The organism is Serratia sp. H402Y, from assembly GCF_051172415.1.
Taxonomy (GTDB): Bacteria; Pseudomonadota; Gammaproteobacteria; order Enterobacterales; family Enterobacteriaceae; genus Serratia; species Serratia ureilytica.
Window position 1 is genome coordinate 190,367 of sequence record NZ_JBPIYZ010000005.1, and the last position, 21,595, is coordinate 211,961.

Annotated in this window: 18 protein-coding genes, 4 tRNA genes and 1 other RNA gene; 17 read left to right on the forward strand and 6 right to left on the reverse strand. The window is 60.2% G+C overall.

Annotated elements, in window-relative coordinates; translation table 11 throughout:
* From wzxE to ACSBQS_RS20990, 10 genes are all read left to right on the forward strand, one after another.
* Positions 1-1,251 carry a lipid III flippase WzxE gene (wzxE, locus tag ACSBQS_RS20945; RefSeq protein WP_434991332.1) on the forward strand — a complete coding sequence of 417 codons (1,251 nt, stop codon included), beginning with the start codon at positions 1-3 and terminating at the stop codon, positions 1,249-1,251.
* Positions 1,248-2,333, forward strand: a complete 1,086-nt coding sequence (locus ACSBQS_RS20950; protein ID WP_047025959.1) for a TDP-N-acetylfucosamine:lipid II N-acetylfucosaminyltransferase — start codon at positions 1,248-1,250, stop codon at positions 2,331-2,333. The genes wzxE and ACSBQS_RS20950 overlap by 4 nt, the downstream gene beginning before the upstream one ends.
* The gene (wzyE, locus tag ACSBQS_RS20955) at positions 2,330-3,697 is read left to right on the forward strand and encodes an ECA oligosaccharide polymerase (protein WP_033631481.1); all 1,368 of its coding nucleotides are present in this window, start codon (positions 2,330-2,332) and stop codon (positions 3,695-3,697) included. The genes ACSBQS_RS20950 and wzyE overlap by 4 nt, the downstream gene beginning before the upstream one ends.
* A 14-nt stretch (positions 3,698-3,711) precedes the next feature.
* The gene (wecG, locus tag ACSBQS_RS20960; RefSeq protein WP_047025958.1) at positions 3,712-4,452 is read left to right on the forward strand and encodes a lipopolysaccharide N-acetylmannosaminouronosyltransferase; all 741 of its coding nucleotides are present in this window, start codon (positions 3,712-3,714) and stop codon (positions 4,450-4,452) included.
* A 365-nt stretch (positions 4,453-4,817) separates the two neighbouring features.
* Positions 4,818-6,221: a bifunctional threonine/serine APC transporter ThrP gene (gene thrP / locus ACSBQS_RS20965; RefSeq protein WP_004934226.1), complete on the forward strand. Its 1,404-nt coding sequence runs from the start codon at positions 4,818-4,820 to the stop codon at positions 6,219-6,221.
* A gap of 135 nt (positions 6,222-6,356) precedes the next feature.
* Positions 6,357-6,433 (forward strand) — tRNA-Arg (locus ACSBQS_RS20970).
* A gap of 63 nt (positions 6,434-6,496) precedes the next feature.
* Positions 6,497-6,572, forward strand: a tRNA-His gene (locus tag ACSBQS_RS20975).
* Between the two features lie 42 nt (positions 6,573-6,614).
* Positions 6,615-6,701 (forward strand) — tRNA-Leu (locus ACSBQS_RS20980).
* A 74-nt stretch (positions 6,702-6,775) separates the two neighbouring features.
* A tRNA-Pro gene (locus ACSBQS_RS20985) sits at positions 6,776-6,852 on the forward strand.
* Between the two features lie 37 nt (positions 6,853-6,889).
* A non-coding RNA gene (locus tag ACSBQS_RS20990) (RtT sRNA) lies at positions 6,890-7,018 on the forward strand.
* A 708-nt stretch (positions 7,019-7,726) separates the two neighbouring features.
* On the opposite strand, the gene hemY is transcribed toward ACSBQS_RS20990, so the two are convergent.
* The 4 genes from hemY to hemC are packed head-to-tail and all read right to left on the reverse strand — an operon-like array spanning position 7,727 to position 11,752.
* On the reverse strand, positions 7,727-8,923 hold the full coding sequence (gene hemY / locus ACSBQS_RS20995) for a protoheme IX biogenesis protein HemY (RefSeq protein WP_033645031.1): 1,197 nt from the start codon (positions 8,921-8,923) through the stop codon (positions 7,727-7,729).
* A gap of 3 nt (positions 8,924-8,926) precedes the next feature.
* Positions 8,927-10,051 carry a uroporphyrinogen-III C-methyltransferase gene (hemX, locus tag ACSBQS_RS21000; RefSeq protein WP_033645029.1) on the reverse strand — a complete coding sequence of 375 codons (1,125 nt, stop codon included), beginning with the start codon at positions 10,049-10,051 and terminating at the stop codon, positions 8,927-8,929.
* A gap of 22 nt (positions 10,052-10,073) precedes the next feature.
* The gene (gene hemD / locus ACSBQS_RS21005; RefSeq protein WP_197666743.1) at positions 10,074-10,814 is read right to left on the reverse strand and encodes a uroporphyrinogen-III synthase; all 741 of its coding nucleotides are present in this window, start codon (positions 10,812-10,814) and stop codon (positions 10,074-10,076) included.
* The gene (gene hemC, locus ACSBQS_RS21010) at positions 10,811-11,752 is read right to left on the reverse strand and encodes a hydroxymethylbilane synthase (RefSeq protein WP_047025955.1); all 942 of its coding nucleotides are present in this window, start codon (positions 11,750-11,752) and stop codon (positions 10,811-10,813) included. Before hemC ends, hemD begins: the two co-directional genes overlap by 4 nt.
* A gap of 316 nt (positions 11,753-12,068) precedes the next feature.
* Here hemC and ACSBQS_RS21015 point away from each other — a divergent pair, with 316 nt between their 5' ends.
* Entirely contained in the window at positions 12,069-14,621 is a 2,553-nt protein-coding gene (locus ACSBQS_RS21015) for a class I adenylate cyclase (RefSeq protein ID WP_019452546.1), read from the forward strand.
* Between the two features lie 36 nt (positions 14,622-14,657).
* Here ACSBQS_RS21015 and cyaY read toward each other — a convergent pair whose 3' ends face one another.
* On the reverse strand, positions 14,658-14,978 hold the full coding sequence (gene cyaY, locus ACSBQS_RS21020; protein ID WP_033645025.1) for an iron donor protein CyaY: 321 nt from the start codon (positions 14,976-14,978) through the stop codon (positions 14,658-14,660).
* Positions 14,979-15,056: 78 nt separating this feature from the next.
* Here cyaY and lptM point away from each other — a divergent pair, with 78 nt between their 5' ends.
* From lptM to uvrD, 6 genes are all read left to right on the forward strand, one after another.
* On the forward strand, positions 15,057-15,263 hold the full coding sequence (gene lptM / locus ACSBQS_RS21025) for an LPS translocon maturation chaperone LptM (protein ID WP_080273427.1): 207 nt from the start codon (positions 15,057-15,059) through the stop codon (positions 15,261-15,263).
* Between the two features lie 71 nt (positions 15,264-15,334).
* Entirely contained in the window at positions 15,335-16,159 is an 825-nt protein-coding gene (gene dapF, locus ACSBQS_RS21030) for a diaminopimelate epimerase (protein WP_004934244.1), read from the forward strand.
* The gene (locus ACSBQS_RS21035) at positions 16,156-16,869 is read left to right on the forward strand and encodes a DUF484 domain-containing protein (RefSeq protein ID WP_033645022.1); all 714 of its coding nucleotides are present in this window, start codon (positions 16,156-16,158) and stop codon (positions 16,867-16,869) included. Before dapF ends, ACSBQS_RS21035 begins: the two co-directional genes overlap by 4 nt.
* Positions 16,866-17,777 (forward strand): tyrosine recombinase XerC, encoded by a 912-nt coding sequence (xerC, locus tag ACSBQS_RS21040; RefSeq protein WP_033645020.1) that lies wholly within the window; start codon positions 16,866-16,868, stop codon positions 17,775-17,777. Before ACSBQS_RS21035 ends, xerC begins: the two co-directional genes overlap by 4 nt.
* A complete protein-coding gene (gene yigB, locus ACSBQS_RS21045) occupies positions 17,777-18,493 on the forward strand; it encodes a 5-amino-6-(5-phospho-D-ribitylamino)uracil phosphatase YigB (protein WP_033636653.1) in 717 nt (238 codons plus the stop codon). The genes xerC and yigB overlap by 1 nt, the downstream gene beginning before the upstream one ends.
* A 78-nt stretch (positions 18,494-18,571) precedes the next feature.
* Positions 18,572-20,734, forward strand: a complete 2,163-nt coding sequence (uvrD, locus tag ACSBQS_RS21050) for a DNA helicase II (RefSeq protein WP_025304874.1) — start codon at positions 18,572-18,574, stop codon at positions 20,732-20,734.
* 43 nt (positions 20,735-20,777) lie between these two features.
* Here the strand turns inward: uvrD and ACSBQS_RS21055 are convergent, their stop codons facing one another.
* Positions 20,778-21,251 (reverse strand): WbuC family cupin fold metalloprotein, encoded by a 474-nt coding sequence (locus ACSBQS_RS21055; RefSeq protein ID WP_025160392.1) that lies wholly within the window; start codon positions 21,249-21,251, stop codon positions 20,778-20,780.
* Positions 21,252-21,595: the final 344 nt, after the last annotated feature.

Genomic DNA, 21,595 nt, shown 5'->3' on the forward strand with positions numbered 1-21,595 from the left:
ATGTCGTTGGCAAAAGCATCGATATGGACCGCCGGCTCTACGCTGATCAAAATTGGCGTGGGGCTATTGGTGGTGAAATTGCTGGCGGTGGCGTTTGGCCCCAGCGGCGTGGGGCAGGCGGGTAACTTTCGCCAGTTGATCACCGTGCTGGGCGTGCTGTCCGGCGCGGGCATTTTTAACGGCATCACCAAATACGTGGCGGAGTACCACCAGGACTCGCAGCGTCTGCGTCTGGCGGTCGGCACCGCGTCGAGCATCGTGCTGGGCTTTTCGACCTTGCTGGCGCTGGTGTTTTTGTTCGCCGCCGAGCCGATCAGCATCGGGCTGTTCGGGCATGCCGATTACGTCGGCGTGGTGCGCGCCGTCGCCTTCATTCAGATGGGCATCGCCTACGCCAACCTGTTCATGGCGGTGCTGAAAGGCTATCGCGACGCGATGGGCAACGCGCTGGCGGTGATCGGCGGCAGCCTGATCGGCGTGGTGGCTTATTATCTGTGCTTCACGCTGGGCGGCTATGAAGGCGCGCTGGCAGGGCTGGCGTTGGTGCCGGCGTTGGTGGTGGTGCCGGCCGGGCTGATGCTGTGGCGGCGCAAAACGTTGCCGCTGCGCTACCTGACTCCGCGCTGGGACAAAGGGGTGGCCGGCAACCTCGGCAAATTCACCCTCATGGCGTTGATCACCTCGGTGACGCTGCCGGTGGCCTACGTGATGATGCGTAACCTGTTGGCCGCGCATTACGGTTGGGATGAGGTGGGGATCTGGCAAGGCGTCAGCAGCATTTCCGATGCCTATCTGCAGTTTATCACCGCCTCGTTTACCGTCTATCTGCTGCCGACGCTGTCGCGGTTGACGGACAAGGGCGCCATCTCGCGGGAGATCGTGCGCTCGCTGAAATTCGTGCTGCCGGCGGTAGCGGCGGCGAGCTTTACGGTGTGGTTGCTGCGTGATTTCGCCATCTGGCTGCTGTTCTCGGACAAGTTCGTCGCCATGCGCGATCTGTTTGCCTGGCAGCTGGTGGGCGACGTGCTGAAAGTCGGGGCCTATGTGTTCGGCTATTTGGTGATCGCCAAAGCGTCGCTGCGCTTTTATATCCTGACGGAAGTCAGCCAGTTTCTGCTGCTGACGCTGTTCTCGCACTGGCTGATCCCGCTGCGCGGCGCGCTGGGGGCGGCTCAGGCCTATATGGCAACCTACATCGTGTATTTCGCGCTCTGTAGCTGCGTGTTTCTTATTTATCGTAGACGAGTATGACCACACTGATTCACGTTCTGGGATCCGATATCCCGCATCATAACCAGACGGTGCTGCGCTTCTTCAACGACGTGCTGGCGCCGCGTTTGCCGGCTGAGCAGACGCGGCATTTTATGGTGGCGGCCAAGGATGTGGCGGCACTGGGGGATTTCCCCGCCCTGAACATTGAGCCTTACGCCGACAAGAAGAGCCTGGCGGCGGCGGTGATCGCCCGCGCCCAGGCCGATCGCGATGCGCGCTTCTTCCTGCACGGTCAGTTTAACCCGGGGCTGTGGCTGGCGCTGCTGAGCGGCAAGATCAAGGCGCATCAGGTCAGTTGGCATATTTGGGGTGCCGATCTGTACGAAGACGCCACCAGCTGGAAATTTCGGCTGTTTTACCTGCTGCGCCGCATTGCGCAGGGGCGAGTGGGGAACGTGTTCGCCACCCGCGGCGACGTGATCCACTATCAGCAGCGCCATGCGCGGGTGCCGGCCTCGTTGTTGTACTTCCCGACGCGGATGGATCCGGCGCTGACCGACGTTCACGTCGAGAAAAATCTGGCCGGGCCGATGACGATTCTGGTGGGCAACTCCGGCGATCGCAGCAACCGGCATATCGAAGCGCTGCAGGCGATACATCAGCAGTTCGGCGCCGACGTGCGCGTGATCCTGCCGATGGGCTATCCGGCCCATAACGACGCCTACATCGAGCAGGTGCGCGCCGCCGGGTTGCCGCTGTTCGGCGAGAAAAACCTGCAGCTGCTCACGCAGCAGGTGGCGTTTGAGGACTACCTCAACATCCTGCGCGCCTGCGATCTGGGTTATTTCATTTTCAATCGCCAGCAGGGGATAGGCACCCTGTGTCTGCTGATTCAGTTTGGCGTGCCTTTCGTGCTCAGCCGGCAGAACCCGTTCTGGCAGGATTTGGCGGAACAGCACCTGCCGGTGCTGTTCTACGGCGACTCGCTCGACGAGGCGGTGGTGCGCGAAGCGCAGCGTCAGCTGGCGGCGGTGGACAAGCAGACGATCGCCTTCTTTAATCCGAACTATGTCGATGGCTGGCAGCAAGCCCTGGCGCTGGCGGCGGGAGAGCACTCATGACGTTGGCGCAATTCGGCGGCCTGTTCGTCGTCTACCTGGTCAGCCTGACGTTTATTCTGACGCTGACCTACCAGGAGTTTCGGCGCGTGCGCTTTAACTTCAACGTCTTCTTCTCGCTGCTGTATTTGCTGACGTTTTATTTCGGCTTCCCGCTGACCTGTCTGCTGGTGTTTCAGTTTGACGTCGAGGTGGTGCCGGTGGAGTTTCTGCTGTACGCCTTGCTGTCGGCGACGGCGTTTTACGCCATCTATTACGTCACCTACAAGACCCGGCTGCGCAAGCGCCGCTCTCAGCCGCGCGCGGCGCTGTTCACCATGAACCGGGTGGAAACCCATATGACCTGGGTGCTGCTGGCGCTGGTGGCGATCGGGACCGTGGGTATCTTCTTCATGCAGAACGGCTTCCTGCTGTTCAAGCTCAATTCCTACAGCCAGATCTTCTCCAGCGACGTGTCCGGCGTGGCGCTCAAACGGTTCTTCTACTTCTTCATTCCGGCGATGCTGGTGGTCTATTTCCTGCGGCAGGATCTGCGCGCCTGGTTCTTGTTCCTGGTGGCGACGGTGGCGTTCGGCATTTTGACCTACGTGATCGTCGGCGGCACCCGCGCCAATATCATCATCGCCTTCGCGCTGTTCCTGTTTATCGGTATCGTGCGCGGCTGGATCACGCTGTGGATGTTGGCGGCGGCCGGCATATTCGGCGTGGTCGGCATGTTCTGGCTGGCGTTGAAGCGCTACAGCCTGGACGTCAGCGGCGCGGAAGCGTTTTATACCTTCCTCTATCTGACCCGAGACACCTTCTCGCCGTGGGAAAATCTGGCGCTGCTGCTGCAAAATTACGACAAGATCGATTTCCAGGGCCTGGCGCCGATCCTGCGTGATTTCTACGTCTTTATCCCAACGTGGCTATGGCCGGGCCGGCCGGACGTGGTGCTGAACTCGGCCAACTATTTCACCTGGGAAGTGCTGAACAACCACTCCGGGCTGGCGATATCCCCGACGCTGATCGGTTCGCTGGTGGTGATGGGCGGCGCGCTGTTCATCCCGCTCGGCGCGATTCTGGTGGGCATGATCATCAAGTGGTTCGACTGGCTGTATGAGTTGGGCAAAACCGAACCGAACCGCTATAAGGCGGCTATCCTGCAAGGATTCTGCTTCGGCGCGGTGTTCAACATGATCGTGTTGGCGCGCGAAGGGGTGGACTCATTCGTTTCGCGCGTGGTGTTCTTCTGCATTATTTTCGGCGCCTGTCTGGTGCTGGCGAAGTTGCTGTATTGGCTGTTCGATACCGCCGGGCTCATCAAGGCCAGAGTGACGCGCGCCCGCGCGCTGGCCTCTCCCCCACGGGCGGACGGTCTTTTGTAAGGGTAATGACGACGATGGAAACAAAGATTTCGGTGCCGCAGTATGAGCTGCGCGGTTTCAGCCTGTGGGGCTTTCGCGATATGGCGCACTGCATGGACTTTCTGTTCGACGGCGGCCGGGTCAAACAGGGCACGTTGGTGGCCATGAATGCGGAAAAGATCCTGAAGGCGGAAGAGGACCCGGCGCTGCATGCGTTGCTGGATGAAGCGGAGTACAAGTACGCCGACGGCATCAGCATGGTGCGCTCGATTCGCCGCAAATACCCGGCGGCGGACGTTTCGCGCGTCGCGGGCGCCGATCTTTGGGAAGCCTTGATGCAGCGCGCCGGCCGTGAAGGCACGCCGGTCTTCCTGGTCGGCGGCAAGCCGGAGGTGCTGGCGGAAACCGAACGGAAGCTGCGCAGCCAGTGGAACGTTAACCTGGTGGGCAGCCAGGACGGCTATTTCAAACCGGAGCAGCGAGAGGCGCTATTCGAGCGTATTCGCGCCAGCGGCGCCGCCATCGTGACGGTGGCGATGGGATCGCCGAAGCAGGAGATCCTAATGCGCGACTGCCGCAAGGTGCATCCGCAGGCGCTGTATATGGGCGTGGGCGGCACCTACGACGTGTTTACCGGCCATGTGAAGCGTGCGCCCAAGGTGTGGCAGAACCTCGGTCTGGAGTGGCTTTACCGCCTGCTTAGCCAGCCCAGCCGCATCGGCCGGCAGCTGAAGCTGTTGAAGTTTGTCGGCTACTACTACAGCGGCAAAATGTAATCGCTTATCCGGGGGGGAATGTGTCGGTTCGCCCCGGTCTGCTGTACCAATAATCTGCTTTTGCCTATTTCTCCCGCATATCTATAACCCCCAGCCCTAAACGTCGCCGCATTTATTCCATAAAGTTTTAAATTGCGGTTTGCTTATAGCGACGAAATGCGAAACGATACCGCCCGGAAATTATCCCTGGCCGCTGAAGCCTGATGCGACAGCGCTGAACGATGTTCTTCTCACGGTAACTTCGCTCCGACTACCCGTTGATGCCAACCCGAACGGCAGGGGATGATTTATTCTTTTAATAATGACAATAACGACCGGCAGCGGCCGGCAGGCAAACACAACCCGAGAAAAATTATTGAGGATTTATGGCACACAAAGAGAAACCGCAAGGGCTACACCGAGGCCTTGAGGCCCGGCACATCGAGCTTATCGCTCTCGGGGGCACCATTGGTGTCGGCCTGTTTATGGGATCGGCCAGTACGCTGAAATGGGCCGGGCCGTCGGTACTGCTGGCTTACATCATCGCCGGGCTGTTCGTGTTCTTCATTATGCGTTCGATGGGGGAGATGCTGTTCCTCGAGCCGGTCGCCGGGTCGTTCGCCGTTTACGCGCATAAATACATGAATCCCTATTTCGGCTACCTCACCGCCTGGGGGTACTGGTTTATGTGGATCGCCGTCGGCATTTCGGAGATCACCGCCATCGGGGTGTATGTGCAGTTCTGGTTCCCGGAAATACCGCAGTGGGTCCCCGCGCTGATCGCCGTGGCGATGGTGGCGCTGGCCAACCTGGCGGCGGTGCGCCTGTACGGTGAGCTGGAGTTCTGGTTCGCCATGATCAAGGTCACCACCATCATCGTGATGATTCTGGTGGGGCTGGGGGTGATCTTCTTCGGTTTCGGCAACGGCGGTGAACCTATCGGTTTCGCCAATCTGACGGCGCACGGCGGCTTCTTTGCCGGCGGCTGGAAGGGCTTCCTGTTTGCGCTGTGCATCGTGGTGGCGTCCTATCAGGGGGTTGAGCTGGTGGGCATCACCGCCGGTGAAGCCAAAAACCCGCAGGTGACGCTGAAACGCGCGATCAACAATATCCTGTGGCGCATCCTGATCTTCTATGTCGGCGCGATCTTCGTCATCGTGACCATCTTCCCGTGGAACGGCATCGGCACTACCGGCAGCCCGTTCGTGCTGACCTTCGCCAAGATCGGCATCGTCGCCGCTGCCGGCATCATTAACTTTGTGGTACTGACCGCCGCGCTTTCCGGTTGCAACAGCGGCATGTACAGCGGCGGCCGCATGCTGTACGCCCTGGCCAAGAATCGCCAACTGCCGGCGGCGCTGACCAAGCTTTCCGCCAGCGGCGTGCCGGTCAACTGCATCGCCGTCACCATCGGCTGCCTGTTGGTGGGCTCCGCGCTGAACTACATCATCCCCAATCCGGAGCAGGTGTTCGTCTATGTCTACAGCGCCAGCGTGTTGCCGGGCATGGTGCCGTGGTTCGTGGTGCTGATAAGCCAACTCTATTTCCGCCGCGCGCACAAGGAAGCGATCAAAAACCACAGCTTTAAGTCGATCATGTTCCCGTATGTGAACTATCTGACCATCGCTTTTCTGGTTTGCGTGCTGGTCGGCATGGGAATCAACCCGGATACGCGAATTTCCCTGCTGGTCGGGGCGATTTTCTTAGCGGGCGTCAGCCTGTGCTACTTCGCTTTCGGCATGCATAAGAAACATCATCCGGCTGAAAATCGGGTAGAAACGCGGCAATAAACGGTGAAAAGGGGCTACGGAGTGCGCTTTCCTGCGCAGGAGTGAGCAAAGCGTAATCAAACGCAACATTTCTGCGAAAAAGCACTAGACAGGATTGGCGTAAATCCGTAGTATCCCCTCCCGCAACGGCGCTACGCGCCCGTAGCTCAGCTGGATAGAGCGCTGCCCTCCGGAGGCAGAGGTCTCAGGTTCGAATCCTGTCGGGCGCGCCATTAAGTTTGTGCGCAGGAGCTGCGGTGGTAATATTACCGCGTGAGTAAGAAGAAGTAGCAATGGTGGCTATAGCTCAGTTGGTAGAGCCCTGGATTGTGATTCCAGTTGTCGTGGGTTCGAGTCCCATTAGCCACCCCACTTCCTAAGCGAAGTGAAGATTTAGCAGTATTTTGTGACAGTGCGAAGGTGGCGGAATTGGTAGACGCGCTAGCTTCAGGTGTTAGTGTTCTTACGGACGTGAGGGTTCAAGTCCCTCTCTTCGCACCACGCAAAATATCTGATAAATATAAGATTTATATGGACAACGGTCTGATAAATCGGGTAGTATGAGCAACACAAATCGGCGAGTAGCGCAGCTTGGTAGCGCAACTGGTTTGGGACCAGTGGGTCGGAGGTTCGAATCCTCTCTCGCCGACCACCATTCGAAAAACCTGCTTTTAAAGCAGGTTTTTTTTCGCCTGCGGTTTATGAGGATGAGCACCTCCGCAGGAGGTTCGAGCCTCGCGAAGCGAGACGACGTTGCTTTAGCAACGGCCCGCAGGGCGTTACATCCTGGGGCGCGCGTCATCTTTCTCTCGCTGACCAGTTTCAAAGAAACCGACGTAAGTCGGTTTTTTTACGTCCGCTGTTTATGAGGGTAAGTCCTTCCCGCCGCGACGAAACGCATAGCGACCAACCCGTGCAGCATTGCACGGGTTTTTGCGTATCTGAACATTGGCATTTTGTTTCAACCGGCACGTGTGTAGGTTTTCAGCGACAATGTGGTTCGACGTTGTCGCCAGTTTGAGACACATAATGCATTGATTTTAAACATTAAAAGTGGCTTTGGCTTAAGTCGTCGTTTTGCGGCGACAGCGTCAGATCGGCCGTGGGTAAAGAACGACAGGGGACGGCATGCTGAGAGAAAGTTAGGCGTAAATAAAAATTCAATATTTTCAATCAATTGAATGCTATTTTTTATAGCGACTTTCCTGAATCTGAAAGTTGGCACGCCAAGTGCAATACCTACAGCGTAGATGCTCATTCCATTTCTTATGTTCGCCTTAGGCTTCATAAACCCTGGGAATGACGCAGAGCCGATTTAGGGTGCCTATCGCCCACGAGAACGATGACTAACCCGTCATCACGCTCAGGGCAAAACGTTGAGTGAGGCACCGCCCCTGTTGTCCTAGACCTGATTGCTTCTTTATACACTTGCCATGCGGCAAGTGTTTTTTTTTTTGCGCTTCAGCAAGCTAACGGGCAAAAAAAAGCGCGGCACCGAGGCCACGCTTTCTCTGCCGGGCGGGCGGTTATTCGCCGCCGTTCTGTTTCAGCGTCAACATCAGTCCTTCACGCCGCATCTGCGCCGCTTCATCCGAACGATGCAGTTTCTCCAGCGTATCGGCCAGCCAGGCGTAATCGTAGGCGTCCGGACGCTGTTTCAGCGCTTCGCGGAAGGCGTCGGCCGCCTGCTGCCACTCGCCGTGCTTCATCAGCAACTGCCCCAGCGTGCTGTTCAACAGCGGCGTCGCGCCGTGCTGCTTCATCTGCTGACGCAGCGCTTTCTCAAGCTGCTCGGGGTTGCCGGACTTCAGCCGTGGCAGCAACAGCACCAGGCGCTCGTCATATTGGCGTTTCAGGCCGTCGAGCACAATCTCCTGCGCCAGTTCGTGGTCGTTGCATTCGATCAGGTGCTCCACCATCGCGATTTGCAGCGGCACTTCGTGACGCGTCTTGCGGCTCTGATCTTTCCACCAGCGCTTCAGGCCTTCGCTGCCTTCGTCCGCCATCGCCTGATTCATCAGCCCGATGTAAGCCTGTTGCTGCAACGCCTGCAGCTGCTCTTCGCTGTGCAGTTCGATTTTACGCATCGACGGCAGCACTTCCAGCAGCGACGCATAGGCGCCGGTGCGCAGATAGGCTTGTTCCGCCAGGCGCAACACTTCCGGATGGCGCGGCGCCTGGTTCAGCAGGCGATCGACGCCGTGGCGCGCGGCGTGGTTCTCGCCCTGCGCCAGCTGGATGCGAACCCGGGTGATATCCACCGGCAGCTGATCGGTATCGGCGGCTTCGGCGGCCCGCTCCAGATATTGGTTGGTGCGGAAGTCATCGCCGCGTTGCTGCGCAGCCTCGGCGGCCAGCAGATAGTTCACCACCGGCTGTTCGGCGTGATCGGCGTTGCGCGTCATCAGCTTTTCAACCTGCTTGTAGTCGCCCTCCGCCAGTTTGATCAGCGCGGCTTTGGTTTGCTGACGCGCGCGGGTGCGCTTGCGGCCGATAAACCAACCGCGCGTGCGGGCGCCGGTACGGAAGATGCGGCGCAGGATCCACTCGATCGCCAGCAGAACCACGAACAGCAGCACCAACATGATCACCAGGCCGGTGACGCTGGTTTCAATATTGTAGTTATCGGTCTGGATCAGCACATAGCCCTGATGCCCGGCCAACATCGGCCCGAGCACCACGCTGGCGATCACCACCAGGAACAGAAATAGCACGCGTAACATGGCTTAACCCTCCTGATGAGCGGCAGGGGACTGGGTCATCAGGTTGCGCACCCGGGTCTGCATCACTTTTTCGAGCAGCGGCTGGCTTTTCAGCTGATCCGGCACGTCCATCGAGATCGACTGTTGGCTCAGGCTGTCCAGCTCTTCAAGGAAGGCCTTGGTCGCCGGATCGGTGGTGTCGAAATAGGCGCGCACCCAGGTGGAGACGGTTTCCAGCGACTGCTTGTAGGTCTCGTTCTGGTGACGCGGAATGGCCTGTGCGGCCACCAGCAGGCGCGAACGGATGTTTTCGCGCAGGTAGATGTCCTGATTCGGGGCCAGCAGCGGTTCGGCGCTGGTATCGCGACGGCGGATGGTGATGAAGTCGGCCATGAAATTGCGCCAGCTCTTGGCCAGGTTCTGCCGCCATTCGCCGATCGAGCCGGAGAGCTCGCTGCTGTTTTGATCCATCGGCGCTTCGTCGGTGTCGTTATCGGCCAGGCGCAGGTTATCCACCTGATTGGACAGCTGATTGACCTTGAGGATGATGCCGTCGTAATCGACCTGGGTCAGCGTAGAAAGCGTGCTGATGTCTTCGGTAATGGCGCGGCGCACGTCGAGCAGGCTCGGATCGTTCATGTCCGCCAGGCTGGCGTCGGCGCTTTTCAGCAGCGCGGCGGCGCTGGTCACGTCCTGATCGCTCCATAGCTTGCGGCCGGCCATTTTCACCAGGAAATCGGCCTGCGCCAGCAGCCAGGTTTTGGCGTCGCTGCCGGAGATGGTCGCCACTTTTTCCTGCAGCTCGCTCAGTTGGCGCGCCAGGTTCGCCTGCTCGCGATCGGCGGCGTCCAGGGTTTTACCCTGCTGTTGCAACAAGCCTTCCAGCGCATTTCTTTCCTGCTGCTGGCTCTGCTTCACGCCGTCAAGCTGCTGCTGCAGCGCCTGATTGGCGGCGATCAGCTGTTGTGCCTGCTTGTGCGTATGGTAATAACCGCCCGCGCCGAGGGCGATGACCAGCACGATAGCGATCGCGCCGAGCACCGGGCCGGTGTTCTTGCCTTTGCGGCTGGCAGCGGCTGGCTGCTGGGAGCTCTCAACCGCGGTGGTGGGTTCTTCAACCGGGGCGGCTGGGGTATTTTGTTCCGTCATAGTGGCACATCCCATAGTCAGATTATTGTAGCGCGCGGATCAGCGCGTCATTATCGGCGTTGTCAGCTACCCGAATCGTACGCCAGCCCAATTCCCGGGCGAGGGTAGCCAGGCGTTCGCTCACTACTACCAGGCGGCAACGCAGCAGCCATGAAGAACGATAGTAATCAGGAACTAAAGTATAGAGCTGTTGTAACATTTCACCGCTGGTCACCACCAGCGTATCCACACCGGCGCGCTGCCAGTGGGCGCTTTGCTCGCTGCCGTCGTAGTGCACCGGGCTGCGTTGATAACATTCATAATAGCTGACGTCGGCGCCGCGCTCGCTCAGCGTCGACCCCAACAGTTCGCGGCCGCCGTTGCCGCGTAAAATCAGCGCGCGTTTGCCCGCCAATTTTTGCAGCGCCGGCAGCAACAGCAGCGTTTCGCTGATCTCGCGTTCGCGCGGGTATTCCACCGGCAAACTGCTGATGCGGTGCAGCGCCAGCCCGGTGGTGCGGCCGATGGCGTAATAAGCCAGGTGAGCGGGCCAGCTCAACCCGGCGCGGCCGATAACCGAATCGGCATAACTCACCGAATGTTGCGACAGCACGAAGACCAGATCGCCGGCGCTAAGCTGCTGCAACGCCTGCGGCAGCTTCGGCAGATCGCCGCCCGGCGCGAAGTCGATCAGCGGTGCATGATAGGCAACCCGGCCGAGTGCGCGCAGCCGGCTCACTAACCGCTCCCCCGAAGGCGATGGGCGGGTTACCAGGATCGTCATGCCGGCGGATTTCCCTGATAAACCTCGCGCAGGATCTCGCGCGCGCCGCGCGCCAGCAACTCTTCCGCCAGCTCAACGCCCATCCGTTCGGCCTCGGCGGCCGGGCCGCGGCGTTCGCCGCGCACCATCTGGCTGCCGTCCGGCGCGCCGACCAGGGCGCGCAGCCACAGGCTGTCGCCATCCAGTTCGGCATAGCTGCCGATCGGCACCTGGCAGCCGCCTTCCAGGCGGGTGTTCATCGCCCGCTCGGCGCGCACGCGGGTTTCGGTGGCCGCATGGTTCAGCGGCGCCAGCAGCGAGCGGGTGACGCTGTCGTCGAGACGGCATTCAATGCCGACCGCACCCTGGCCGACCGCCGGCAGGCACTCTTCGGCGCTCAGTGGGCTGCGGATGCGTTGCTCCAGGCCTAAACGCTTCAGGCCGGCCACCGCCAGGATAATCGCGTCGTAGTCGCCGTTGTCCAGCTTGGCCAGGCGAGTGCCGACGTTACCGCGCAGGTCACGCACGACAAGATCCGGGCGGCGTTCACGCAGCTGGCACTGACGGCGCAGGCTGGAGGTGCCGACCACGCTGCCCAGCGGCAGCTGATCGAGCGAGGCGAAACGATTGGAAACAAAAGCGTCGCGCGGATCTTCGCGTTCGCAAATGGTGGTCAAACCGAGCCCGGCAGGGAAATCGACCGGCACGTCTTTCATCGAATGCACGGCGATGTCGGCGCGGCCTTCCAGCAGCGCGAGCTCGAGTTCTTTAACAAACAGGCCTTTACCGCCGACTTTCGCCAACGGCGTATCCAGAATAACGTCGCCGCGGGTGACCATCGGCACCAACTCGACCTGCAGGCCGGGATGGCAGGCCATCAGACGTTGCTGCACATAATGTGCTTGCCAAAGTGCAAGCGGGCTTTGTCGGGTGGCAATTCGAATAATTTTGTCTAACATGCTTGTTACCGTTTTTATATTTCGCCATCCATCCTACCACTGAGAGTCAATACTGTCAGTGCAAGAAGCCGGAGGCGGAAAAAGGACAACGGAATCAAAGGGACGTGTGATGTGCTTTGGGGCAGTTAACACTGCGGGTAAATCGTTTAGGGAAGCGCTACAATAATTGTGAAGCGTTACCTCCTTTACGGTCAATCAGCAAGGTGTTAAATTGATCACGTTTCCAGCAATAAGTCGCCAAATATTCTTCTTACACTAACGGCGCTTATGGAATACGGGTTTTTTTCTAAACACCGGGATAATCAGGCGAGACGTCTTGTACCTCTACATCGAGACATTGAAGCAGAGACTGGATGCGATCAATCAGCTACGCGTCGATCGCGCCCTGGCGGCTATGAAGCCCGCGTTTCAACGGGTATACAGTCTGCTGCCCACCTTACTGCACCACCACCACCCGCTGATGCCGGGTTACCTGAACGGTAACGTTCCCCACGGCATTTGCCTCTACACGCCTGATGAAACTCAACAAGATTACCTGAACGATTTAGAAGACAAATGGGGCAGCCCGTTTGACAAACCGGCCAGCGGCGAGCTGCCGATCACCGGCGTCTATTCGATGGGCAGCACCTCGTCTATCGGCCAAAGCTGCAGCTCGGATCTCGATATCTGGGTCTGCCACCAGTCCTGGCTGGACAACGAAGAACGCACCCGCCTGCAGCAAAAATGCAGCCTGCTTGAGAAGTGGGCCGCGTCGATGGGGGTGGAAGTCAGCTTCTTCCTGATCGACGAAAACCGCTTCCGCCATAATGAAAGCGGCAGCCTGGGCGGCGAAGACTGCGGCTCGACGCAGCACATCCTGTTGCTGGACGAGTTCTACCGCACCGCAGTGCGCCTGGCCGGCAAACGCATCCTGTGGAACATGGTGCCGGGCGAAGAAGAAGCGCACTACGATGAATACGTGCTGTCGCTGTACGCGCAGGGCGCGCTGACGCCGAACGAGTGGCTGGATCTCGGCGGCCTGAGTTCGCTGTCGGCGGAAGAGTACTTCGGCGCCAGCCTGTGGCAGCTGTACAAGAGCATCGATTCGCCTTACAAGGCGGTGCTGAAAACACTGCTGCTGGAAGCCTATTCCTGGGAATACCCCAATACCCAACTGCTGGCGACGGACATCAAACATCGCCTGCACCAGGGCGAGATCGTCAGCTTCGGGCTCGACGCCTACTGCATGATGCTCGAGCGCGTCACCCGCTACCTGACCGACATCAACGACACCACCCGCCTCGATTTGGCCCGTCGCTGTTTCTACCTGAAAGTGTGTGAAAAGCTGTCGCTGGCCAAGGCCTGCGTCGGCTGGCGGCGCGAGATCCTCAGCCAATTGGTCAGCGAGTGGGGCTGGAGCGAAGAGCGTCTGGCGATGCTGGACAACCGCGCCAACTGGAAGATCGAGCGAGTGCGCGAAGCGCACAACGAACTGCTTGACGCGATGATGCAGAGCTACCGCAACCTGATCCGTTTCGCCCGCCGCAACAACCTCAGCGTCAGCGCCAGCCCGCAGGATATCGGCGTGCTGACCCGCAAACTGTATGCGGCGTTCGAAGCGCTGCCCGGCAAGGTGACGTTGGTGAACCCGCAGATCTCGCCGGACCTGTCGGAAAACGATTTAACCTTTATTCATGTGCCGGTTGGCCGCGCCAACCGCACCGGCTGGTACCTGTACAATCAGGCGCCGGCCATGGATTCGATCGTCAGCCATCAGCCGCTGGAATATAACCGCTACCTGAACAAGCTGGTGGCCTGGGCCTATTTCAACGGCCTGCTGACGCCGCAGACCCGCCTGCACATCAAGAGCGGCAATCTGTGTGACACCGCCAAGCTGCAGGAGCTGGTGGCCGACGTTTCCCATCACTTCCCGCTGCGCCTGCCGGCGCCGACGCCGAAAGCGTTGTACAGCCCGTGCGAGATTCGCCATCTGGCGATCATCGTCAATCTGGAAAACGATCCGACCGCCGCCTTCCGCAATCAGGTGGTGCACTTCGATTTCCGCAAGCTGGACGTGTTCAGCTTTGGTCAGCAACAGCAATGCCTGGTCGGCAGCATCGATCTGCTGTACCGCAACTCCTGGAACGAAGTGCGCACCCTGCATTTCAGCGGCGAGCAGTCGGTGCTGGAAGCATTGAAAACCATTCTCGGCAAAATGCACCAGGACGCCGCGCCGCCGGAGTCGGTGGAAGTGTTCTGCTACAGTCAGCACCTGCGCGGCCTTATTCGCACCCGCATTCAGCAGCTGGTGTCGGAGTGCATCGAGCTGCGCCTGTCCAGCACCCGGCTGGAACCCGGCCGCTTCAAGGCGGTGCGCGTCGCCGGGCAAACCTGGGGGCTGTTCTTCGAGCGCCTGAGCGTGTCGGTGCAGAAGCTGGAAAACGCGGTGGAGTTTTACGGCGCCATCTCCAACAACAAGCTGCACGGCCTGTCTATCAAGGTGGAAACCGATCAGGTGCATCTGCCGCCGGTGGTGGACGGCTTCGCCAGCGAAGGGATCATCCAGTTCTTCTTCGAAGACACCTCAGACGACAAGGGCTTCAACATCTATATTCTGGATGAGTCGAATCGGGTGGAGGTGTATCACCACTGCGAGGGCAGCAAAGAGGAGCTGGTGCGCGACGTCAGCCGCTTCTATTCCTCGTCGCACGACCGCTTTACCTACGGCTCCAGCTTCATCAACTTCAACCTGCCGCAGTTCTATCAAATCGTGCAGCTCGACGGGCGCACGCAGGTGATCCCGTTCCGCAGCAACGTGCTGTCCAGCCTGTGCGTAACGGTGGCCGACGGCGCCGCTCAGCCGCTGAAGCAGCAGTTCCAGCTGCATTGACGCCGCAAGGGCTCGGTTGCCGAGCCCTGCTTAGCCTCAGGAAAAACTCAGTTCCTCGCCGGCCTGCGCGCTGGCCGCTTCGCTGAGCAGTTGGTAAAACGGCTGCCCGCTGCGATCGCATACCCAGACGCCGTCGCGGTAGTTGAAGTGGTAACCGCCGGCCTTGGTGGCGAGCCACACCTGGTGCAGCGGCTCCTGGCGGTTGATGACGATTTTGGTGCCGTTTTCGAAGCTCAGCGTCATCACGCCGCCATTGGTTTCGTAATCGATATCCGCATCGCCGTCAAAATCGTCCAGTGTCTCTTCAATATTCAGCATCAGCTGGTCGGCCAACTGGTGAAACTCACTGTCGTTCATATTCAATTCCTATTGCTTTTCATGATCCACCTGCGATTATAGAGACCTTGGACGCATGAATTACAGGCATTAATGCAAATGAAAAAACAACTACGCTATGCGCTGATGGCCGTTCTGGTTACCGGCCTCGCCGGCTGTGGTCTGAAAGGCCCGCTTTACTTCCCACCTGCCGACTCCGCCGGCCAAAAACCGGCCAAACCGCCGGTGCAAACGGGCGATCAGGTGCAAAAGAACCAGCAGGAGCAGTCTGGCTCTCAGCAAAAACCGTCGATGGTTGCCCAGTAACACCCGGTTTGCGGTGGCGAGCGCCGCCGCAAAATCAAGACGGATAGCGCGTCCAGATAGCGGAGTATGATATGCAGTTCTCCAAAATGCACGGTCTGGGCAACGACTTTATGGTGGTCGATGCCGTTACACAGAATGTCTATTTTTCACCTGAGCTGATCCGCCGGCTGGCCGATCGGCACCTGGGCGTCGGCTTTGACCAGATGCTGGTGGTAGAACCGCCTTACGATCCCGAGCTGGATTTTCACTACCGAATTTTTAACGCCGACGGCAGCGAAGTGGCGCAGTGCGGCAACGGCGCGCGCTGTTTTGCGCGCTTTGTGCGGCTGAAAGGGCTGACCAACAAGCGCGATATCCGCGTCAGCACCCAAACCGGGCGCATGGTGCTCAGCGTCACCGACGACGATCTGGTGTGCGTCAATATGGGCGAGCCGAATTTCGATCCGCAGGCGGTGCCGTTCCGCGCCGCCAAGGCGGAAAAGACCTACATCATGCGCGCGGCGGAACATACCGTGCTGTGCGGTGTGGTGTCGATGGGCAACCCGCATTGTGTTTTGCAGGTGGATGATGTAAAAACCGCCAAGGTGGAGCTGCTTGGGCCGGTGCTGGAAGGGCACGAGCGCTTCCCGGAACGGGCCAACATCGGCTTTATGCAAGTGGTCAGCCGCGATCACATCAAGCTGCGCGTTTACGAGCGCGGCGCCGGTGAAACGCAGGCCTGCGGCAGCGGCGCCTGTGCGGCGGTGGCGGTCGGGATCCAACAGGAATTGCTGTCAGAAGAGGTGCATGTAGAACTGCCGGGCGGCAGCCTGCATATTCGCTGGAAAGGGCCGGGCAATCCGCTGTTTATGACCGGTCCGGCAACCCATGTCTATGACGGATTTATTCATCTATGAAAAGCGTAGAAGAACAGAGCGTCGCCGGCCTGGCGCTGGATGACGACGCCGTGATGCAGTACCTGCTGCAGAACCCGGATTTCTTTATTCGCAACGCGCGCCAGGTTGAGCAGATGCGCGTGCCTCACCCGGTGCGCGGCACCGTTTCGCTGGTGGAATGGCATCTGGCTCGCCAGCGCAATCACATCGAACGGCTGGAAGAAGAGATCACGCTGTTGATGGAGCAGGCCAGCGCCAACGAAGGGCTGTTCGCCAGGCTGCTGCACCTGCAGGCCGATCTGGCCACCGCCGACAGCCTGCAGGACATGCTAAACCGGCTGCAGCGCTGGGCGCGCGGCTTCGGTTTGGCCGGCGCCACGGTTCGGCTGTTCGCCGAGCGCTGGAATATCGGCGCGCCTTCCGATTTCACCCACCTGGCGCTGACGCGTTCGGCGTTCGAGCCGTTCCGCATTCAGCGGCTGGGCAGCGAACAACACTATCTCGGCAGCCTGAACGGCCCCGAGCTGCTGCTGCTGTTGCCGCAGGCCAAACAGATTGGCCAAATTGGCTCGGTGGCGCTGTCGATGTTGGGCGACGACGGCGAGCTGGGCATGGTGATCTTCAGCAGCCGCGATACGCAACATTATCAGCAGGGCATGGGCACGGTGATGCTCAATCAGCTGGCGCGCATGCTGCCGGCGCTGCTGGAACGCTGGATCGAACGCGCATGACGCCGATTGCGCCCAGCCTGCAGCAGCCGGTGGACGCTTTTCTGCGTTATCTCAAGGTAGAACGGCAACTCAGCCCGCTGACGCAGCTCAGCTATTCACGCCAGCTGACGGCGCTGATGCGCCTGGCGCAGGAGATCGGCGTCACCGACTGGACGACGCTGGACGCCGCCCGGGTGCGCATGCTGGCGGCGCGCAGCAAACGCGCCGGTCTGCAGTCCGCCAGCCTGGCGCTGCGGCTCTCTTCGTTGCGTAGCTTCCTCGATTGGCTGGTCAGCCAGGGCGTGCTGCACGCCAACCCCGCCAAGGGCATCCGCACGCCGCGCAGCGGCCGCCATCTGCCGAAAAACATCGACGTCGATGAAATGAACCAGCTGCTGGAGATCGATCTCAACGATCCGCTGGCGGTGCGCGATCGCGCCATGCTCGAGGTGATGTACGGCGCCGGCCTGCGCCTCTCCGAGCTGGTGGGGCTGGATTGCCGCCATGTCGATATGGCGGCGGGCGAGGTGTGGGTGATGGGGAAAGGCAGCAAAGAACGCAAACTGCCGATTGGGCGCACCGCCGTCACCTGGCTGGAACACTGGCTGGCGATGCGCGATCTGTTTGGGCCGCAGGACGACGCCATGTTCCTGTCCAATCAGGGGCGACGCATCTCGACGCGCAACGTGCAAAAACGCTTCGCCGAATGGGGCGTGAAGCAGGGCGTCAATAGCCATATCCATCCGCACAAGCTGCGCCACTCCTTCGCCACCCATATGCTGGAGTCCAGTGGCGATCTGCGCGCGGTGCAGGAGCTGCTCGGCCACGCCAACCTGACCACCACGCAAATTTATACCCACCTCGACTTTCAACATCTGGCGAACGTGTACGATGCCGCACATCCGCGCGCCAAACGGGGGAAATCCTGATGCATTTTTATCGCCCGCTGCGCCCGCTGGCGGCGCTGACTTTCGATCTGGACGACACGCTGTATGACAACCGTCCGGTGATCCGGCAAACCGAGCAGCAGTCGGTGGCCTTCCTGCAGAGCTACCATCCCGGCCTGAACGGCTTCCAGTCGGCGGATTTCCACCGCCTGCGCCAGGAACTGCGCGAGCAGGATCCGGAGATCTACCACGACGTCACCCAGTGGCGCTGGCGCGCCATTCATCTGGCGTTGAGCCGGCAGGGGCTGCGCGACGCCGAAGCGGCGATCGGGGCCGATGCGGCGATGCAGAATTTCGCGCTGTGGCGCAGCCGTATCGAGGTGCCGGAAGCGACCCATGCCACGCTGAAGGCGCTGGCGGCGCGCTACCCGCTGGTGGCGATCACCAACGGCAACGCCGATCCGGCGCAGTGCGGCCTGGACGGCTACTTTCAGTTTGTGCTGCGTTCCGGGCCGGACGGGCGCGCCAAGCCGTATCAGGACATGTATCACCTGGCCGTCGAGCGGCTGGGCGTGGCGCCCGAGCAGATCCTGCACGTGGGCGACGATCTGACCACCGACGTGGCCGGCGCGCTGCGCGCGGGGCTGCAGGCCTGTTGGATCAACGATCGGCAACGCAGCCTGATGCAGGCCGCCGACAGCCGCCTGCTGCCGCATATTGAGATTTCGCAGTTGGCATCGCTGACAGCATTGTTATAATCCCTGCCAGAACTCTGTATAAATTTCCAGTGAAAAACCCGTCGCCGGCGGGTTTTTCCTTAACCATTAGTGGTGCCTATGGACGTCTCCGATCTGCTCGACAGCCTGAATGAAAAACAACGTGAAGCCGTGGCGGCGCCGCGCAGCAACCTGTTGGTTCTGGCCGGAGCGGGCAGCGGCAAGACGCGGGTGCTGGTGCATCGCATCGCCTGGCTGCTGTCGGTGGAGAACTGCTCACCGTATTCGATCATGGCGGTGACCTTCACCAACAAGGCGGCGGCGGAAATGCGCCACCGTATCGAACATCTGATCGGCACCAGCCAGGGCGGCATGTGGATCGGCACTTTCCACGGTCTGGCGCACCGCCTGCTGCGCGCTCATCATCTGGAAGCCAACCTGCCGCAGGATTTCCAGATCCTCGACAGCGACGACCAGCTGCGGTTGCTCAAGCGCATCATCAAGGCGCTGAACGTCGACGAGAAACAGTGGCCGCCGCGTCAGGCGATGTGGTACATCAACGGCAAGAAAGACGAAGGCCTGCGCCCGCAGCACGTCGAGACCTACAACAACCCGGTAGAGGCCACCTGGCTGCGCATCTACCAGGCCTATCAGGAAGCCTGCGATCGCGCGGGGCTGGTGGATTTCGCCGAGCTGCTGCTGCGCGCGCACGAGCTGTGGCTGAACAAGCCGCATATCCTCAACCACTATCGCGAACGTTTCACCAACGTGCTGGTGGACGAATTCCAGGATACCAACAGTATCCAGTACGCCTGGATCCGCCTGCTGGCGGGCGGCAACAGCAACGTGATGATCGTCGGCGACGATGACCAGTCGATCTACGGCTGGCGCGGCGCGCAGGTGGAAAACATCCAGCGCTTCCTGAAGGATTTCCCCGGCGCGGAAACCATCCGCCTGGAGCAGAACTACCGTTCCACCAGCAACATCCTGAAAGCGGCCAACACCCTGATCGCCAACAACGACGGGCGCATGGGTAAAAACCTGTGGACCGAAGGCGGCGAAGGCGAGCCGATTTCCCTCTACTGCGCCTTCAACGAACTCGACGAAGCGCGCTTTGTGGTCAACCGCATCAAGACCTGGCAAGACAACGGCGGCGCGCTGAACGATTGCGCCATTTTGTACCGCAGCAACGCCCAGTCGCGCGTGCTGGAAGAGGCGCTGCTGCAGACGGCGATGCCGTACCGCATCTACGGCGGCCAGCGGTTCTTCGAACGTCAGGAAATCAAGGATGCGCTGGCTTACCTGCGCCTGATCTCCAACCGCAACGACGACGCTGCCTTCGAGCGCGTGGTCAACACCCCGACGCGCGGCATCGGCGATCGAACCCTCGACGTAGTGCGCCAGGCGGCGCGCGATCGCCAGCTGACGCTGTGGCAGGCGACGCGCGAACTGATGCAGGACAAGGTTCTGGCCGGCCGCGCCGCGTCGGCGCTGCAGCGCTTCATCGAGCTGGTGGAGTCGCTGGCGCATGAAACCGCCGATATGCCGCTGCACGTGCAGACCGATCGGGTGATCCGCGATTCCGGGCTGTTCATCATGTATGAGCAGGAAAAGGGCGAGAAGGGACAGGCGCGCATCGAAAACCTTGAGGAACTGGTGACGGCGACGCGCCAGTTCAGCTATCAGGAAGAAGATCAGGATCTGATGCCGCTGCAGGCATTCCTGTCGCATGCGGCGCTGGAAGCGGGCGAGGGCCAGGCCGACGCCTATCAGGACGCGGTGCAGCTGATGACCCTGCACTCGGCCAAGGGGTTGGAGTTCCCGCTGGTGTTTATCGTCGGCATGGAAGAAGGCATGTTCCCGAGCCAGATGTCGCTGGACGAAGGCGGCCGTCTGGAGGAGGAGCGCCGTCTGGCCTATGTGGGCGTGACGCGCGCCATGCAGAAACTGACGCTGACCTATGCCGAAACGCGCCGTCTGTACGGCAAAGAGGTTTATCACCGGCCGTCGCGCTTTATCGGCGAATTGCCGGAGGAGTGCGTGGAAGAAGTGCGCCTGCGCGCCAGCGTATCGCGCCCGGTCAATCACCGCCGCATGGGCACGCCGATCAGCGAGAACGACACCGGTTACAAGCTGGGCCAGCGCGTGCGTCATCCCAAGTTTGGCGAAGGCACCATCGTCAATCTGGAGGGCAGCGGCGAGCACAGCCGGCTGCAGATCGCCTTCCCGGGTGAAGGCATCAAATGGCTGGTGGCGGCCTACGCGCGTTTGGAAACGGTATAAAGAGAGAGGCGTTGCAGGGGCCAGCCCCTGCAACCTTTCACGATCAGTGAGGGTACCGGTCGCCGACCTGTGCGGTGGCATACCAGCGCATCACCGCTTCGGTGCCTTCACCGCCTTCCTGTGGCGCCCACTGCATGCAGTCTTCTTCGGTCAGCGCCTGATACGGGCCCTGCTTCACTTCGAACACTACGCCGCCGGCATCGACCGACAGCACCGCATGCCAGGTAAAGGCCGGCATCTCCAGCACTTTGGTTTCTTCGCCAAGCAGGGTGCGCTGTGTTACGACGCCGTCATCGTTGAACTGCAGCACCACAAAGCGGCCGCGCAGCGGCGTCAGCAGCTCCCAGGTTTGCGGGTGGCGGTGCGGGCGGATATAGGTGCCGGGTTCCATGGCGATAGCCAGGCGTTGCACCGGGTCGCTCAGCTCTTCGTGTAAGGTGCGGTGCGCGCGCAGGCGGGCCACGCTGGCGGCCTGTTCGCTCATCGCGGTCAGTTCATGGGCGGTAATCTGTTTCATCATTTAAATCCGCATGCTTGTCGTACCATTAGGGTGATGTCATCTTAGCAACATTCTTGGTGGCGGTAAGCGATCGCCGCGACTTTTTCAGTACGGTTTAAGCCCCATTTCTGCTATTGATCATCGTGATGATTTGTTGCGCAATTATCCCGCCTAACGTGTTGACAGGCTTTTTCTTCTCGGCGTAACATGCGCGCACTATTATCATTGAGGACAGACGCCTTGGACACACCCAGTAGATACTGGCTCACTGACCTGCGCCGCAGGTATAACTTCTAAGGCTCTCCGTTTTTGCTGATAGCCTTCGTGGTTGTCGGCGACCCCGCAAAGTGTCGCTATGAGTC

Bases quoted from the DNA above. Each gene is read 5' to 3' on its own strand.
- hemY (WP_033645031.1), bottom strand. From the start codon at position 8,923: ATGTTACGCGTGCTATTTCTGTTCCTGGTGGTGATCGCCAGCGTGGTG.
- ACSBQS_RS21035 (WP_033645022.1), top strand. From the start codon at position 16,156: ATGAAAAGCGTAGAAGAACAGAGCGTCGCCGGCCTGGCGCTGGATGAC.
- wzxE (WP_434991332.1), top strand. From the start codon at position 1: ATGTCGTTGGCAAAAGCATCGATATGGACCGCCGGCTCTACGCTGATC.
- ACSBQS_RS20950 (WP_047025959.1), top strand. From the start codon at position 1,248: ATGACCACACTGATTCACGTTCTGGGATCCGATATCCCGCATCATAAC.
- lptM (WP_080273427.1), top strand. From the start codon at position 15,057: ATGAAAAAACAACTACGCTATGCGCTGATGGCCGTTCTGGTTACCGGC.
- hemX (WP_033645029.1), bottom strand. From the start codon at position 10,051: ATGACGGAACAAAATACCCCAGCCGCCCCGGTTGAAGAACCCACCACC.
- xerC (WP_033645020.1), top strand. From the start codon at position 16,866: ATGACGCCGATTGCGCCCAGCCTGCAGCAGCCGGTGGACGCTTTTCTG.
- hemD (WP_197666743.1), bottom strand. From the start codon at position 10,814: ATGACGATCCTGGTAACCCGCCCATCGCCTTCGGGGGAGCGGTTAGTG.
- hemC (WP_047025955.1), bottom strand. From the start codon at position 11,752: ATGTTAGACAAAATTATTCGAATTGCCACCCGACAAAGCCCGCTTGCA.
- cyaY (WP_033645025.1), bottom strand. From the start codon at position 14,978: ATGAACGACAGTGAGTTTCACCAGTTGGCCGACCAGCTGATGCTGAAT.
- ACSBQS_RS21055 (WP_025160392.1), bottom strand. From the start codon at position 21,251: ATGAAACAGATTACCGCCCATGAACTGACCGCGATGAGCGAACAGGCC.
- dapF (WP_004934244.1), top strand. From the start codon at position 15,335: ATGCAGTTCTCCAAAATGCACGGTCTGGGCAACGACTTTATGGTGGTC.
- wecG (WP_047025958.1), top strand. From the start codon at position 3,712: ATGGAAACAAAGATTTCGGTGCCGCAGTATGAGCTGCGCGGTTTCAGC.
- wzyE (WP_033631481.1), top strand. From the start codon at position 2,330: ATGACGTTGGCGCAATTCGGCGGCCTGTTCGTCGTCTACCTGGTCAGC.
- thrP (WP_004934226.1), top strand. From the start codon at position 4,818: ATGGCACACAAAGAGAAACCGCAAGGGCTACACCGAGGCCTTGAGGCC.
- uvrD (WP_025304874.1), top strand. From the start codon at position 18,572: ATGGACGTCTCCGATCTGCTCGACAGCCTGAATGAAAAACAACGTGAA.
- yigB (WP_033636653.1), top strand. From the start codon at position 17,777: ATGCATTTTTATCGCCCGCTGCGCCCGCTGGCGGCGCTGACTTTCGAT.